This window comes from Agromyces albus (assembly GCF_004134825.1).
Lineage (GTDB): Bacteria > Actinomycetota > Actinomycetes > Actinomycetales > Microbacteriaceae > Agromyces > Agromyces albus.
Map to the genome: position 1 here is coordinate 37178 of NZ_SDPN01000026.1, position 14818 is coordinate 51995.

The 14818-nt window shown below is 69.2% G+C and carries 11 protein-coding genes; 7 read left to right on the plus strand and 4 right to left on the minus strand.

Going from position 1 to position 14818, the window contains the following annotated elements; translation table 11 throughout:
- The first annotated feature begins 130 nt into the window (after window positions 1-130).
- From ESP51_RS13570 to ESP51_RS13600, 7 genes are all read left to right on the plus strand, one after another.
- Window positions 131-2104, plus strand: coding sequence for a hypothetical protein (locus ESP51_RS13570; protein WP_129521431.1), 1974 nt, complete (start codon window positions 131-133; stop codon window positions 2102-2104).
- On the plus strand, window positions 2101-3399 hold the full coding sequence (locus ESP51_RS13575; protein ID WP_129521432.1) for a polysaccharide pyruvyl transferase family protein: 1299 nt from the start codon (window positions 2101-2103) through the stop codon (window positions 3397-3399). The genes ESP51_RS13570 and ESP51_RS13575 overlap by 4 nt, the downstream gene beginning before the upstream one ends.
- Window positions 3400-3467: 68 nt before the next feature.
- Window positions 3468-4859 (plus strand): extracellular solute-binding protein, encoded by a 1392-nt coding sequence (locus tag ESP51_RS13580; protein WP_129521433.1) that lies wholly within the window; start codon window positions 3468-3470, stop codon window positions 4857-4859.
- Between the two features lie 88 nt (window positions 4860-4947).
- Window positions 4948-5871: a carbohydrate ABC transporter permease gene (locus ESP51_RS13585; protein WP_129521434.1), complete on the plus strand. Its 924-nt coding sequence runs from the start codon at window positions 4948-4950 to the stop codon at window positions 5869-5871.
- On the plus strand, window positions 5871-6851 hold the full coding sequence (locus tag ESP51_RS13590) for a carbohydrate ABC transporter permease (protein ID WP_241843165.1): 981 nt from the start codon (window positions 5871-5873) through the stop codon (window positions 6849-6851). Before ESP51_RS13585 ends, ESP51_RS13590 begins: the two co-directional genes overlap by 1 nt.
- Window positions 6852-6871: 20 nt before the next feature.
- On the plus strand, window positions 6872-8074 hold the full coding sequence (locus tag ESP51_RS13595; protein ID WP_129521435.1) for an alpha-L-fucosidase: 1203 nt from the start codon (window positions 6872-6874) through the stop codon (window positions 8072-8074).
- 22 nt (window positions 8075-8096) lie between these two features.
- Window positions 8097-8726 carry an SGNH/GDSL hydrolase family protein gene (locus ESP51_RS13600; protein WP_129521436.1) on the plus strand — a complete coding sequence of 210 codons (630 nt, stop codon included), beginning with the start codon at window positions 8097-8099 and terminating at the stop codon, window positions 8724-8726.
- An 85-nt stretch (window positions 8727-8811) separates the two neighbouring features.
- Here the strand turns inward: ESP51_RS13600 and ESP51_RS13605 are convergent, their stop codons facing one another.
- The 4 genes from ESP51_RS13605 to ESP51_RS20650 form a co-directional block, all read right to left on the minus strand.
- Window positions 8812-10773: a DUF2264 domain-containing protein gene (locus ESP51_RS13605; RefSeq protein ID WP_206737313.1), complete on the minus strand. Its 1962-nt coding sequence runs from the start codon at window positions 10771-10773 to the stop codon at window positions 8812-8814.
- A complete protein-coding gene (locus ESP51_RS13610; protein ID WP_129521438.1) occupies window positions 10770-11786 on the minus strand; it encodes a hydroxyacid dehydrogenase in 1017 nt (338 codons plus the stop codon). The genes ESP51_RS13605 and ESP51_RS13610 overlap by 4 nt, the downstream gene beginning before the upstream one ends.
- 430 nt (window positions 11787-12216) lie before the next feature.
- Window positions 12217-13986 carry a hypothetical protein gene (locus ESP51_RS13615; RefSeq protein WP_129521439.1) on the minus strand — a complete coding sequence of 590 codons (1770 nt, stop codon included), beginning with the start codon at window positions 13984-13986 and terminating at the stop codon, window positions 12217-12219.
- Window positions 13986-14818: hypothetical protein (locus ESP51_RS20650; protein ID WP_206737314.1), on the minus strand; the 833-nt coding region annotated here is incomplete at its 5' end. The genes ESP51_RS13615 and ESP51_RS20650, both read right to left, overlap by 1 nt.

Genomic DNA, 14818 nt, shown 5'->3' on the forward strand with positions numbered 1-14818 from the left:
TTCACGGGCTCGGACGGAAGTTTCGACGCATCCGCTCTTGCGTTTCCGATGTCGTCCGGCTACGTTGATGCAACGTGGCATCACCCATCATTCCGATGGCGGCGCCTGACACGATTTCGAAGGAGATCCCGTGCACGCCCACGACAAAGCAGTCGACCCGACCCGCGTCCCGCTGAGCCGCCGTACGCTGCTTCGCCTCAGCGCGGCGGGCCTCGCCGGGCTCGCCCTCTCCACCTCGGCGCGGGCGGCCGAGGCATCCGCAGCAGAAGCCGGCTTCAGCTACGACTTCACGCTGCCGATCCCCGACATGGATCTCTTCGACATCGCGTCGCTCGACCGCTCACTGTTCACGACGCACGAGCAGGGCATCGTGCAGTACTTCGTCTCCCTTGCCGACATCGCGAACAACATGGAGGACGCCGATCCCGAAACGCTCGGCTGGTTCCACCGTGGCTACCAGGTGTACCCGCCCGAGCCGTGGGACGCGCGCAACCAGGAGTCGGTCTACACGCTCGCCTGGTTCTACACCTACGCGGCCTCCTGGAACCCGTACTACCTCGACCCGGTGCTGCGCGAACATGTGTACGCGGCCATGCGCTACTACCTGGAGGTCCAGGGCGCCGAGGGATGGTGGCCGTCGGACAGCTGGACCGACCGGAACCGGGCCGCAACCGGCTTCGCGCTCGTGTACCTCGGCGAGGCCGCCGTGATGATGGAGGGCGTCGGCTGGGATGCCGGCGTGCGGGCCGAGGTGCTCGCCTCGCTCCAGCGTGGCGCCGAGTACATGCTCGACGCGTCGGTGTCCGACGTCTGGGATGTCGGCATGCGGTTCAGCAACCAGATCATCGGCGGGATGACCGGCATCGCGTCGTTCAAGCAGCTGATGCCCCCGCACATCGAGTCCGCATATCACGAGCGACTCGACTTCCTGGTCGCGAACTCGCAGAGCCAGGGCGCCGGATACCTCTACGAGGACGGTGCGTTCGATGCCCACTACTCGCTCTACACCTCGCTGCGCGACCTCGCCATCGCCTACGAGCGAACCGGCGACGACCGTTACCGGCAGATGGCGCTCACGCACCTCGACTGGTGCCAGTACAACTTCCTCTGGGAGCCCGACGGTGCCGGATGGACAGTGAACGGCATTTCGACGCGGCAGTCGCTCAGAGCGCTCGCCGCCCTGCGCACGACCGACGGGAGCAACTACCCCGATCACCTCAACATCTTCAAGGAGTCGCACGTCGTTCGGGCGCTCAACTGGCACGCCGAGCACGTCGCCGCGCTACAGGCGGCCTGGGCGGCCGGCGAGGTGGAGATCACCAGGCTCACCCCGGCTGGGACCGCGCCCCAGAACCTCCGGCTGACCGTGGAGGAGCCGGTCTTCCCCACCCTCGCCGAGCGCGAGGCCGCAATCGCTGCCTTCCCCTACATGGGCTCCGGATCGTTCGTCGAGGCGCGCTCCGACGAGAAGTTCAACGCGCACTATGTCTTCGTGAAGCGCTCCGGCTACTACTTCGGCACGCACCACGGCACCGCCCGCGCGACCCGAGTGCGGCGGGGACCCTCGTTCTTCTACCGCCCCGAGACCGGTGCGTTCATCGCCACCCAGATGGGCACCGACAGCGCGTGGGCGACGATCGTGCCGGGAAATCTCATGGACGCCAAGGCGACCATGCAGCAGACCGGCGGCACCTTCCACGAGACGGAGACGTTCGAGTACACCTACACCGGCGCGAGCGGGCGCGTCGTGAAGACGTTCCAGTGCGGGCCACAGAACGTGCAGATCGCCGTGACCACGCCTCGTGATGGCGCGTTCATTGAGCGAGTGCCGCTCGTCATCGCACCTGGCGACGAGGTGAACTTCCTCGTCGGCGACGACGAGGTGGCGGTCGACGGCGCGGGGCAGGCACGTGCACACGGGGTCCGCATCCGCCGCGCAGGCGGCACGTTCGATCTCACGACCGTCGACGACGTCGAGATCGACCTTCGCCTCACGCCCACGACAGTGGTGCTCTTCAACGGCGCCGAGCAGCGCCGCATCACGAACCTCGACATGTCCGTCGTGGCATCCGCCCTCTCCTATAAGGTGCACATTCACGCATGACGCCAACGATCCTCCTCCGCTCCTCCTGGCAAACCGTCAACATCGGCGACGTCGCGCACTCACCGGGAGCGCTCCGTGCCCTGACCCGGCACGCACCAGATGCCCGGCTGATCCTCTGGCCCGTGCACCTCGACTCTCGCGAGCGAAGCATGTTCGCGCGGGCGTTCCCCGAGGTCGAGATCGTCGATGGCGAACTCCGTCCCGACGGCTCGGCCACTACGCCGGAGCTCGCCGCGGCGATCGCGGAGTCGGACGTGCTCGTGCACGGCTCGGCACCGAGCCTCGTCCGCGTCGACGACATGCGCCGCTGGGCGAGTGCAACCGGCAAGCCCTACGGATTCTTCGGCGTCTCGCTCGACCCGCTCAACCCGATCTTCACCGGCACGCTCGACGAGCTGGAGACCATGGTGCGCTCACTCGGCCGGGACGTGCTCGACGAGCGAACCCTCGATGTGCTCGACCATGCCGCATTCATCTATTGCCGCGACTCGATCACCGAGCTGTTCCTGCGCACGCTCGACCTGGGATGCCCCGTCGTGGAGTTCGGCCCTGACGCCACGTTCGCGTTCGACGTGACCGACGAGGAAGCCGCCGCCGCGGTCAAGGACGCGCACGGCCTGCGCGACGGGGAATACCTGTGCGTCGTGCCGCGCGTGCGGTGGACCCCGTACTACGAGATGCTCGGCGAGCCGCCGACCGCCCAAGACATCCGTCGCACGGCATACAACGGCCTCTGGGTCGACCACGACCTCGGCGTCCTGGCGGCGACCATCGTCGACTACGTCCGTCGCACGGGTCACCAGGTGCTCGTGGCGCCCGAGATGGCGTACGCCGTCGGCCTCGCTGAGCGACACTTCGGCGACGCGCTGCCCGCCGACGTGCGCTCGAACGTGCACGTGCTTCCGCGCTTCTGGTCTGCACCGGAGGCGCTGACCGTTTACCGTGATGCCGAGGCGATCGTGAGCATCGAGTGCCACTCGCCGCTCATGGCGATCAGCCAGGGCACGCCGGCCGTGTACGTCAGACAGCCGACGGATACTGTCAAGGGCCGTATGTACGACGACGTGGGCGCGTCGGGCGGCCTCGTTGAGATCTCTGAGGGACCGCTGCCCGTGCTGACCGCACTGCGGCGGATCCTGGACGACCCGGCGACCGCCCGTGCGAACACGGCGGCCGTCCGGGAGCGGGCGCACGAGCGCCTGCGTTCGATGGTCGAACACGTCCTCACCTGTGCCGGCCACGAGCCGGTGCGCATCGACGGCGCGATCCGAGAGCCCGCCGAAGTACTCGACTGACACCGATCACCAATGACGTGCGCCCCCGCACATGTCGAACGACAAACGACAACGACAAGGAGATAGCAATGCGAACCGCATCGAAGCGCTCGCTCGCCACGCTCGCCGGCATGCTCACCCTGAGCATCGGCATCACGGGCTGCAGCGGCGGAGGCACCGGCGCACCTGCCACCACGGCTCCCGAGGTCGACCTCGAGGCCGCCGTCACCATCACTGTGGGCGATTTGCCCCCGACGAGCGAGGCCGAGAAGCGGGCCTTCTTCGAGGGGCAGGTCGAGGCCTTCATGGCCGAGAACCCGAACATCACTGTGGAAGCCGTCGAGGACAAGTGGGATCCGCAGACCTTCCAGGCGCAGCTCGCGGCCGGCAACCTCCCGCATGTGCTCACGGTCGCATTCACCGAGGCGAACGCACTGGCCGCGCGCGGGCAGGTCGCCGAGCTCTCTCAGGCCATCGACTTGGCCGGCCTCGGCGAGCAGCTCAATCCCGATCTGCTCGACCTCGTCTCCGACGACGATGGCGGCATCTACGCGGTGCCGACGGCGGCGCAGGCCCTGGGCCTCGTCTACAACCGCGACCTGTTCGAGCAGGCCGGCCTCGATCCGGATGCCCCGCCGCAGACGTGGGACGAGGTGCGCGACGCCGCACAGCAGATCACCGAGACGACCGGCGCGGCCGGGTACGCGACGATGACGACGGAGAACCAGGGCGGGTGGATGCTCTCCGCCGGCATCTACAGCCATGGCGGCACCGTCGAGAACGCGAAGGGCACCGAGGCGACGTTCAACGACGACCCCGCTGCCGAGTACCTCGAGCTGCTGCAGGCGATGCGCTGGGACGACAACTCCATGGGGAGCAATTTCCTCTACAACGCCGGCGCACTCGTGCAGGACTTCTCCGCCGGCAAGATCGGCATGTTCATCGGCTTCTCGGGCCTGTACCGCCCAGCGGTGATCCGCAACCAGATGCCCGCCGATAACTTCGGCATGGCAGCCATGCCGATCGGCGCCGACGCAGAGCCCGCCTCGCTCACCGGCGGCCAGATCCAGGTCGTCAGCCCCGACGCGACGCCAGAGGAGCAGGTGGCCGCGGTGAAGTGGATCGACTACTTCTATCTGAAGAAGTTCACCGACGAGGCCCTCGCCGCCGAGCAGGCCGAAGCGGCCGCCGCCTCCGGACAGGCGGTCACGGTTCCGGAACGCCCGGCGATCAGTCAGGATGCGTACGACCAGTACTTCGAGTGGATCCAGCCGTACGTCAACGTGCCGCTCGAGAACTTCAGCACGTACATCGACGCGTTCGGGGAGCAGAACCTGTTGCCGGAACCGGCGGTGAAGGCCCAAGAGGTCTACGCCGAACTCGATGTGGTGCTGCAGAAGATCCTCACCGAGGAGGATGCCGACGTGGTCAAGGTGCTCGGCGAAGCCGAGACGGCCGTCAATCGGCTCCTGGGCCGCTGAGGCATCCGGGCCGGCCGGCGCGCGACCTTCGGCGCCGGCCGGCCCGACCACCCGACCACACTCTGACACTGATAGAAGGGAGGCGCGGATGACAGCCGAAGCTTCGGCCACCTCGATCTCACGCACCCGGCGCCGGTCATTCCGGTCATGGGTGACCAGCGGGGGAGTGACGAAGATCGCCTTCGCGCTTCCGTTGTTGTTCATCTTCGGCTACTTCTCTTGGGGGCCGATCGTCGACGGCATCGTCATGTCGGTGCAGAACACGAATCTCGTCGACGATCCCGAGTTCGTCGGCTGGAGCAACTTCGAATACGTGCTCACCGACCCGCTCCTGCCCAAAGCGGCAGCGAACACGCTGTACTACGCGTTCCTCGCGCTCGTGTTCGGATTCCCCGTACCGCTGCTCCTCGCGACGTTCATGGCGGAACTTCGCGGCACCCGCCGCCTCTACAGCGTGCTGGCCTACCTTCCCGTGATCGTGCCGCCGGTCGTGGCCGTGCTCCTCTGGAAGTTCTTCTACAGCCCTGAGCCGACCGGCCTGTTCAACACCGTGCTCGGATGGATCGGCGCCGGGCCGTTCGCCTGGCTGAACTCGGCCGACATCGTGATGCCCGCCATCGTGCTCGAGTCGACCTGGGCGTACGCGGGCAGCACCGTGATCATCTACCTCGCCGCGCTCACCGCGGTGCAGCGCGACCTCTACGAGGCCGCCGAGCTCGACGGTGCCGGGATCATCCGCCGCACGTGGCACATCACGCTTCCGCAAATCCGCGGTGTGCTGCTGATCATGCTGCTCCTGCAGGTCATCAACACCATGCAGGTGTTCACCGAGCCGTTCATCTTCACCGGCGGCGGACCGAACAACGCCTCCACCACGCTGCTGCTCATGATCTACAACTACGCGTTCATCGACGGGGACTTCGGCGCCGCCACGGCGCTGTCGGTGCTGCTGGCAGCCTTCCTCGGGCTGCTCTCCGCCGGGTACTTCGTTGCGACGAGGAGGCTCAACTGATGCTCATACAGACCGACAGTCGACCGATCCCCGAGGTGACAAGGGCAGCGGATGCCGCGGCCCCACCCGCGCGGCCACCACGCCGCCGCGAACCGCGCGCCTACGAGCGCGGAGCCATCTCCGACATGGACCGCAAACGCCCCGGGGTACGGATCTGGCTCGGCATCTGGCAGGCGCTCGTGCTCGCGGGCCTCCTCGTCGTCGCGCTCGGCCCGCTGCTCTGGCTCTTCAAGGCATCCGTCTCGAGCAGCCAGGAGATCCTGATGGATCCGTTCGCCATGCTCGTCAGCGGAGAATTCCAGGTCGAGAACTTCGTGCGCGCCTGGACCGAAGTGCGCATCGGCGACTACCTGCTCAACACGGCGTGGGTCGTGATCGGCTCGTGCGTGGCCACCCTCCTCACCTGCACGACCGGCGGCTACGTGCTCAGTGTGCTGCGACCGAAGTGGGGCGCGCTGCTGTCCGGCGCGGTGCTGGCGACGCTGTTCATCCCGAACATCGTCTCGCTCGTGCCGCTCTACCTCACGGTGATCGAGATGCCGGGCACCGGTTGGCGACTGCTCGACACGTATTGGGCGGTCTGGCTTCCGAACGCGGCGAGCGCGTTCCTCGTGCTCATCGTCAAGCGGTTCTTCGACCAGATTCCGCCCGACCTCTATGAGGCCGCGCGCATCGACGGCGCGGGTCCCGTGCGGGTGTTCTTCTCCATCGTGCTGCCGTTGTCGCGGCCCATCCTGGGCGTCGTGTCCCTCCTCACGATCATCTCGGCGTGGAAGGACTACCTCTGGCCGTTGCTGGTGCTGCCGAGCGCCGACAAGCAGCCGATCTCGGTGGCCCTGCCGAAGGTGGCCGACACCATCCCGCTGAACATCCAGATGGCTTCGCTGTTCCTCGCGATCATCATCCCGATCACGCTGTTCCTCCTGTTCCAGAAGCAGTTCCTCGAGGGCGCGGGTACTTCTGGCGCGGTGAAGGGCTAGCGGATGATGAGGAGGGACCCATGACGAACCTTCCCGGCTGGGCGCAGGAGGCGACGCTCGGCATCTTCATCCACTGGGGTGCGTACTCGGTGCCAGCCTGGGCCGAGCCGAGTGGCGCGCTCGGTGCCGTGCCCGAGGAGGAGTGGTTCGCGCACAATGCGTACGCCGAGTGGTACGCGAACACCATCCGCATCGAGGAGTCGCCGGCTGCGCAGCACCACCGGCGCGGGTACGGCGGAGCCCCGTACGCCGACTTCCTCGACGACTGGCACGCCGAATCCTATGATCCGGCCGACTGGGCGAGGCTGTTCTCAGCGGTCGGCGCCGACTACGTCGTGCCGACGACGAAGCACCACGACGGCATCGCGCTCTGGAGCGCCCCCGGAAGTACCGGCCTCAACACCGTCGAGCGTGGTCCGCAGCGCGATCTCATCGCGCCGCTCGCCGATGCCGTGCGCGCCGAGGGCATGCGGTTCGGGGTCTACTACTCGGGCGGCCTCGACTGGTCGTTCACCGATTTCCCCCCGATCCGGTCGAATGCCGAGCTGCTGCGCTTCCGTCCGACCGACGCCGACTACAACGCGTACGCGTTCGGCCACGTCGCCGATCTCATCGACCGCTATCGCCCCGACGTGCTGTGGAATGACATCGAGTGGCCCGATGCCGGCAAGGTCCCCGGGCCGCACTCGCTCCAGTCGCTCGTCGAGCGATACCGAGCGGCGGTGCCCGGGGGCATCGTGAACGACCGGTGGGGCGCCGACGTCTGGGACTATCGCACCAGCGAGTACGACACCGGCGCCGGGCACGAGGCCGGCACCGGCTGGGAGCACTGCCGCGGACTCGGTTTCTCCTTCGGCTACAACCGACTCGAAGACGAGTCGCTCACCCTCACCCCACGCGAACTCGCACGGCTCTACGCCGACATCGTGTCGCGCGCCGGCCGCCTGCTGCTCAACGTGGGTCCGACCGCGGCGGGGGAGATCCCGGCGGTGCAACGCCGCACGCTCGAGGGCGTCGCCGAGTGGATGGGCGCGATCAAGCCGCTGACGATCGGACGGCGCTTGCTCGGCGACGACCGCCGCGCCGAGCTCGAGGTGAGTGGCACGAAGTGGTGGCGGGCGTGGGAGACATCCGACGGCATCGTCGTCGTGATCGACGGGCCCGCGGCATCCGCTCGCCTGCGCAGTGACCGACCCGTGACCGTCGTGTCACTGCCCGACTAGATCACCGAAGGAAAGGGAGAGCATGACCGAACGGATCGTCTTCATCGGCGACAGCATCACCGACGCCGAGCACACGAGTGACCTACGCCGCCTGGGTCACGGTTACGTCGACATGATCTTCGACGCGTTCGCCGCGCGCGGCGCCGACGTCGAGATCGTCAACAACGGCATCGCGGGCAATCGGGTGGCGCACCTGCGCGAGCGATGGCAGACCGACGTGCTCGACCTCCGGCCTGATCTGCTCACCGTGTTCATCGGCGGCAACGACACGATCTCGACGTTATTTCAGGGCAGCCCGACGCCCGTGGCGGACTTCGAACGCGACCTCGACGACATCCTGACGCGCGCGGTCGCGGCCGGGATCCCGAGGATCATCGTGATCGATCCCTTCTTCGTCAGCGACGCGCCGTGGGCGGGGAACTGGAAGGACGGTTCGGAGTTCGCGCGTGCGGATCTCGACACCAAACGACCCGTGGTGCGTGCGCTCGCCGACCGGCACGGGGCGGCGTTCATTCCGCTGCAGGATCACGTGACCGCCGCGATCGCGGAGCGCGGCGGCGCGATCGTCGCGCCGGACGGCCTGCACCCCTCGTCGTTCGGCCACCGGTTGATCGCCCGCCTCTGGCTCGCGACCTACGACGCGCTAGCCTGACCCCCGGGGTCGGCGCGGGGGTCTCAGGCGCGACGGAACGGGGAGGTGACGCGGCGGCTTCCAATGCGGGGCATCGCTTCAGCAGCTACTCGGCGGATGATGCCACGGATTCCGGGAGGGTGATCGCGCTGCGTGCTCCGTCGTCCCAGAGGACGTCCGCGGTCGCCGAGTCGTCGGAGACGGCGACCGTGGGCGCCGAGCCGAGGGTGACACCCGCGAGCCCGATGGCGGCGACGAGCCAGCCGCCGTCGTCGGGAATGGGGGCGGCGAGCCAGGGTGTGCCGCTGTGCGGCCCGAGGAAGGTCGCGTCGTCGTCGAGCTGTCTGCCGGATGTCGTGAAGCCGGCGATCGCGACGATGCGTGATTCCAGGCGACTGGATGTCGCGACCGCGCCGCGTGGCGAGCAGGACGACTCGATCTCGTCGCCCGAGACAGGCCAGCCGGCGACGCGGAGCTCGTCGCCATCGACGACCTGTTCGGGGTCGCGGGCGACACGCACGAACCGCACCTCCCATGCGCCGCGGACGAGGGAGGCGGTCGTGAGTCGCGGTCCCTTCCGCACGGTGCCGCCCGGCCACGGCGTACCGTAGTCGGGGCGCTCGGGGGCGTCGTCGACCCAGTGCGCAGTGGTCTCGGAGACCGCCCAGCCGGCCGGGGTGCCGTCATCGCATTCGACCACGTCGACGACGTGCGTCGTGAAGCCCGACCGGTCGCTCGCCACGCCGCCGGCGACGACCGCGACTGACTGGTCGGGCAGCCGCCGGGATGACGGTCCGGCGAGGAGGGGTGCGGTGGCGGTCGAGTAGCCGAATTTCGCGTAGAGCGGGGCATCGATGCCGAACGTGCCGGCATCGCCGTGGTCGGTACCGTGGTTCACGACGCGAACGATCCCATCGGCCGGGGTGCCCGCCACGAGCCACCCCGGCGCGGTGATCCGCCGCAGCACATCACCCCGTTCGACGGGGAGCGGCTCCTCGACGGCCGTCCAGACGGGGTGCGACTCGGGCAGCGCGATGCCGAGCATGCCCTTCGCCGCCCAGTACGGCGAACCCGTGCCCGAGTAATTCTGGGCGGTCGGCCGCCAGGCGTGATGCCAGCCGAGCGAGAGCCGCCCATCGTCATCGGGAGCTCGATGGCTGGCGAAGTGGGAGACGATGCCGCTCGCAGCTCGCCGCAGCAGGCCTGGCGGCACGGCCTCGGTGTTGGCGAGGGCGCCGGCCCAGAACGGGGCCGCCGCGGCGAACCGGTACGTGAGGCTTCGCCCTTGGATGAGCGGCCCGCCGTCGGCGCCGATGAGGTGCACCGCGTCCACAAGATATTCGTCGAGAGCCGCACGGTACTTCGGCAACCTGACCCGATTCGGGTCATCCGCTTCGAGCATCGTCTCCCAGATCACGGGATAGAAGTGCAGTGCCCACCCGGTGTAGTGGTCGAAGGAGCGCTGGACGCCGTCGGAGATCCAGCCGCCGTCGCGGAAGAAGGTGTCGAGCTGGTCGAGGTCGGCTTCGATGTCGCCGCGTGAGTGCGGTGCGCCGACGCTTGCGAGGAATTGCTCGACGACAACGCGGAACCACGCCCAATTGTTGGGCGGATGTGTGCCGCCGACGAAGGTCGAGAGGTAGTCGACGATCTGCGCCTGGACTCTCTCGTCGAGGTTCGCCCAGATCACGTCGCGTGTGAGATGCAGGCCGATCGCGAGGGCTGCCGCCTCGACCTTCGCCTGCTCGACCTCGTCGGGTCGAAGCCAGCGTTCGGGCGAGTCCGGGTCGGTGCCCGCGTCGAGTCCTTCGGCGTACCACGCGGCGAGGGCTCCCGTCGTCTCGGGCGAGCCCGCGACGCGGAACGCGGCGAGCATGAATGTGCGCGCGAAGCCCTCGAGCGCGTCGACTTCTGCCCCGAACCCGCCCGGCGTGCCGGGGAAGCGCAGCAGCGCGTGTCGCGGCGAGGCGACCAAGCGAGCAGCCTCGAGCATGCGGTCGGCGAGCGCGAGCCAGTGTTCGCGGTCCCATCCGGTGATGGGGGAGTGTTCGGTCGACCTGCGGTTCACGCGCTCACCCTCACGTCGTCCTGGGTGATCTCGGACTCGAGCGGACGCCCGGCGCGCCATCTCGCCAGCTCATCGAGCGCGGCATCAGACAGTCGCCGGTTCTCGGTGCCGAGCGACCCGGCGATGTGCGGCGTGATCGACACGTTGGCAAGGCGGTACAGCGGCGAATCCTCGGGAAGCGGCTCGGGGTCGGTGACGTCGAGCACCGCGTCGAGCCTTCCGGTCGAACACTCGGCAACGAGCGCGTCGGTATCGATGAGGCTGCCGCGTGCGGTGTTGATGACGGTCGCCCCAACGCGAAGTCGCGCGAGCTCGCCCGCGCCGATCATTCCGCGGGTCTCCGGGAGTTCGGGGGCGTGCAGGCTCAGCGTGTCGACCGATGAGAGCAGCTCGTCGAGCTGGACAAGCCGTGCACCCGACCGCGCGACGACCTCGGCGCCGGCGTATGGATCGGCGACGAGCACCTCGACCCGCTCGAGCTGCTGGAGGAACGCGGTGACCAGACGACCGATGCGGCTGAAACCTACGATGCCGATCGTGCGTGCGTAGTTCGAGTAGCCATCGGTGAACAGCCCGGACGCCCAGTCGTGGCGGTGGGAGACCGGTTCGCGGGCGAGAAACTGCGCGCGCTTGCCGGCGAGCACGATCGACGCAAACGTGAACTCGGCGACGGGTACCGCGTTCGCGCCGGCGGCGCTCGTGATGGTGATCCCACGTTCCCAGAACGCATCGGTCGTGATCTGGCGCACCGAACCCGCCGCATGGAAGACCGCACGGAGCGCGGGCATCCGGTCGAGTCGTTCAGCGGTGAGCCGAGGTGCACCCCATGAGGTGATCAGCACCTCGACGCGCGAGACGTCCACGGCCAGCGCGGGGTCATCGAGGTCGGCGGGACTCGGCCGGAGGAGGTCGACGAGTGCGGAGAGCCGCGCAAAGCGTTCCTCTTCGAACTGCTGCGCGAAGGTCGGCGACTGCATAGCGATCAGAGCGGCGGGTATGTGCTCGCGGTTCATTCCTGCTTCTCCCTCAAATACGAACTCTTCGTAATCCGTCACCGGAAGCGACCAGCTATGTCATGACTGCTGCGCGCCGCTGATTCATCGTTGCATCATGTTTCGACAAACGCGAGTTCGAACGTTGGCCGGCCGGATTCGACGCGGCATCGGTGTTCCCACGACCGGAACCGACCGGAACCGACCGGATAGCTTCGCAGGAAGCGAACCGTCTGGTTCCCTGCAATCACACGGGAATCCGCGAGTTCCCGAGACATCCGGTGATGACCCGAAGGGGGCTGAATCCTCCAAGGGCCGTCGCGGCCGACGGGACGCGCGTCCATCCGACATCGGCAGATCCAACATCGTGTCGGGTTGTGCGTTCAGGTTCAGTCACCACGCCGACGCCCCGGGCTCGATGTACTGATCGCAGTACCGCCACCGAGCCGGTTTACGCCTGCCGCATCTCAGTGATCGCGAGCGCGGAGTCCCACGCGAGCCTGCTCTTCGCCTCGCCACGTCCGGTGCGCACGCGGTAGGACGCCCAGCGGGCGTACGAGCCGTCGGCGCGCCGGGCGAGCACGGGCACAGCGCGCACCCGCACGCCCTCGCGCGGGATCTCCTCGCCCGGGAACGTCAGCGGCGTCGGCCGCAGGGTGACGCCGGCGGTGAGGAGCGGCTCGCCGTCGCGCAACATCGCGCCCTTCCGCAGCGAGACCTGACCGGGGAGCGACGCGACCGGCACCAGCGGGATCCAGTTCGCGGGCACCTGGGACTGCAAGCGGTAGACGCGCTCCTCGGGGTCGAGGCCGTCGGGCCACGGGTCGGGCGCGGGCTGCAGTTCGGCCGACCGCTCACGCGGGTCGCCGCTGCGGCCCTGCACGGTCTGCTCGATCGCCCACGCCATGTTCGCCTGCTCGTCGCGGAGGAAGAGCACCTCCTCGTGCGGGGCGCCGGTGACGGTGCCGGCCGCGGTCGGCGGAAGCAGGACGCCCGGCAGCGCGCCGCGCCCGGCGGCCGCGACCTTGAACATCGTGAAGCGGGGGTCGTCGAGCTCGCCGATCTCGACCGTCTCGCCGAAGTCGTCGGTCAGCTCGACACCCGCGATGCGGTTCAGGGCGCCGAGCAGCGCGTCGACCGGCACGACGAGCCAGTCGTCGCCTGATGACATCGCGAACTCCGCGAGGGCGAGCCTCGCGAGATCGTGCGGCTGCGCCTCGATCGCGCCGAGGTCGACGGCGCCGTCCTCGAGCTGCCAGTAGCGGTCGGCGGGCATGCCCGGGTAGCGCAGCGGGGTCGCGAGCATCGTCGCGCTCGACTCGATCGGCGTGCCGTCGGGTGCGCCCTCCGGCGACTCGACGACGGCATCGGGCACCCACTCGAGGTCGCTCCACCGAACCTCGGCCGAGCCGAACTGGGTGCCGCGCGCGACGACCGCCTGGCGGCCGTCGCCGAACCGCAGGGCGAACCGGTACTCGAGCCGCTCCGTCGACCATGCCCCACCCGAGTCGGGCGCGCCGAACAGCCACGCCAGCCACTCCTGCAGCACGAGCCGCACCGCGCCCGGGTCATCGGCGTCGGCGAGCCAGTCCGGCTCCGCGGGCGCGAGCCCCACGAGCTCCTCGGCGATCGAGACGCCGTCGGCCACGCGGCCCGCGAGCAGTGACAGGAGGCGGGGCGCCTGGGGGTCGAGCTTCGCCTCGGGGGCATCCGGTTCGGGGTCGAGGGTGAGCGGATGCCTCGCGAGCAGCGCCTCGAAGACATCGTCGGCGCCGGCGTCCTCGAGCAGGTCCGCGAGTTGGCGGCCCGCCTCGGCGCGCTGGCGCAGGCCGCGCTCGAACGCGAGGGCCGGCACGTCCTGCACGAGCTCCTCGAGCACCGCGCCCGCGCGCCACGGTCGCCACGTCGCGCCCTCGGGGGCCTCGACTGTCGCGTCATCGAGCGGCGCCCACGCCGTCACCGGCAGCGCCGCGGATCGCACCCGCACGCTCACGACGGAGCCCGCGTCCTCGCCGATGAGCTCGCCGATCTGCCATTGGCGGCCGAGCATCCAGGCGGCGTCGGCGATGCGTGCCTCGGTGCCGGGCTTCGGGTCGCCCGTGGTCGAGTCGGGCTCCAGCCGGACCATCGCCGGCGGGTCGACGATCTGCAGCTTCCCGGCGAGGCTCTCGAGCCTCACGTTGTCGATGGTGCTCGCGACGAGCTTGATCGGGTCGGCCATCAGTCCACCTCCGAGAGGAACGGCGCCAGCGTCGGATCCCACGCGACCGCGGCGAGCTCGGCGAAGCCGAAGCCTTTCCTGGCCTGCAGCCAGGGGCTCGCGACGTAGATCGCGGGCAGCACCGCCGCGTCGCCCGGCACGCGCTCGAGCGTCACGAGTCGCGCCTTGGCGAGGTCGACCGCATCGATCACCGTCTGCACGACCGAGTCGGTCGTCCAGCGCCGGCCGTCGGGCGAGATCGCCGAGAGCAGCACCTGCGGCGCACGCGCCGACGCCTGCCGGGCATGCACGGCCAGGCCGGTCGCGGACCGTGCCGCGCGCAGCGCCGTCTCGGGCGCCCGAAGGTCGAACGCCTTCGCGTCGGGCTGGAACGGGAGCGCCTCGACCCAGGCCTCGATCGCGAGGCCCGCGAACGCACCGGCCACATCGTCGGCATCGGGCGGCAGCTCGACCACGAGGTGCGTGGCCGTCGAGTCGGGCCACGGCACGTCGTCGGGGAGCGCGCCCGCGAGCCAGCGGTCGGTGCCCGGTGCCGGCCCGGTGTCGGTGCGCTCCGTGAGCTGCACGGCCGTGAGGTCGATGCGCCGGCCCAGCGCGCCGCCGACGAGCTGCGCCTCGGCGAGGCCCGTCATGCCGTCGAGCACGGTCGCATGGTCGCGGACGAACGCGTGGAGGCGCGCCCGACCCGGTTGCGCGAACGCCGGTTCGGCGACCGCCTGCACGAACGCGTCGGGTTCGCCGGCCGCCGAGGGCGGGCTGAGCAGCGGCAGCAGCCGGAAGCCGTCGCCGAGCACCGCTTCGGCCGCCGCCTGGGCGGCGTCGCAGAGCTCCT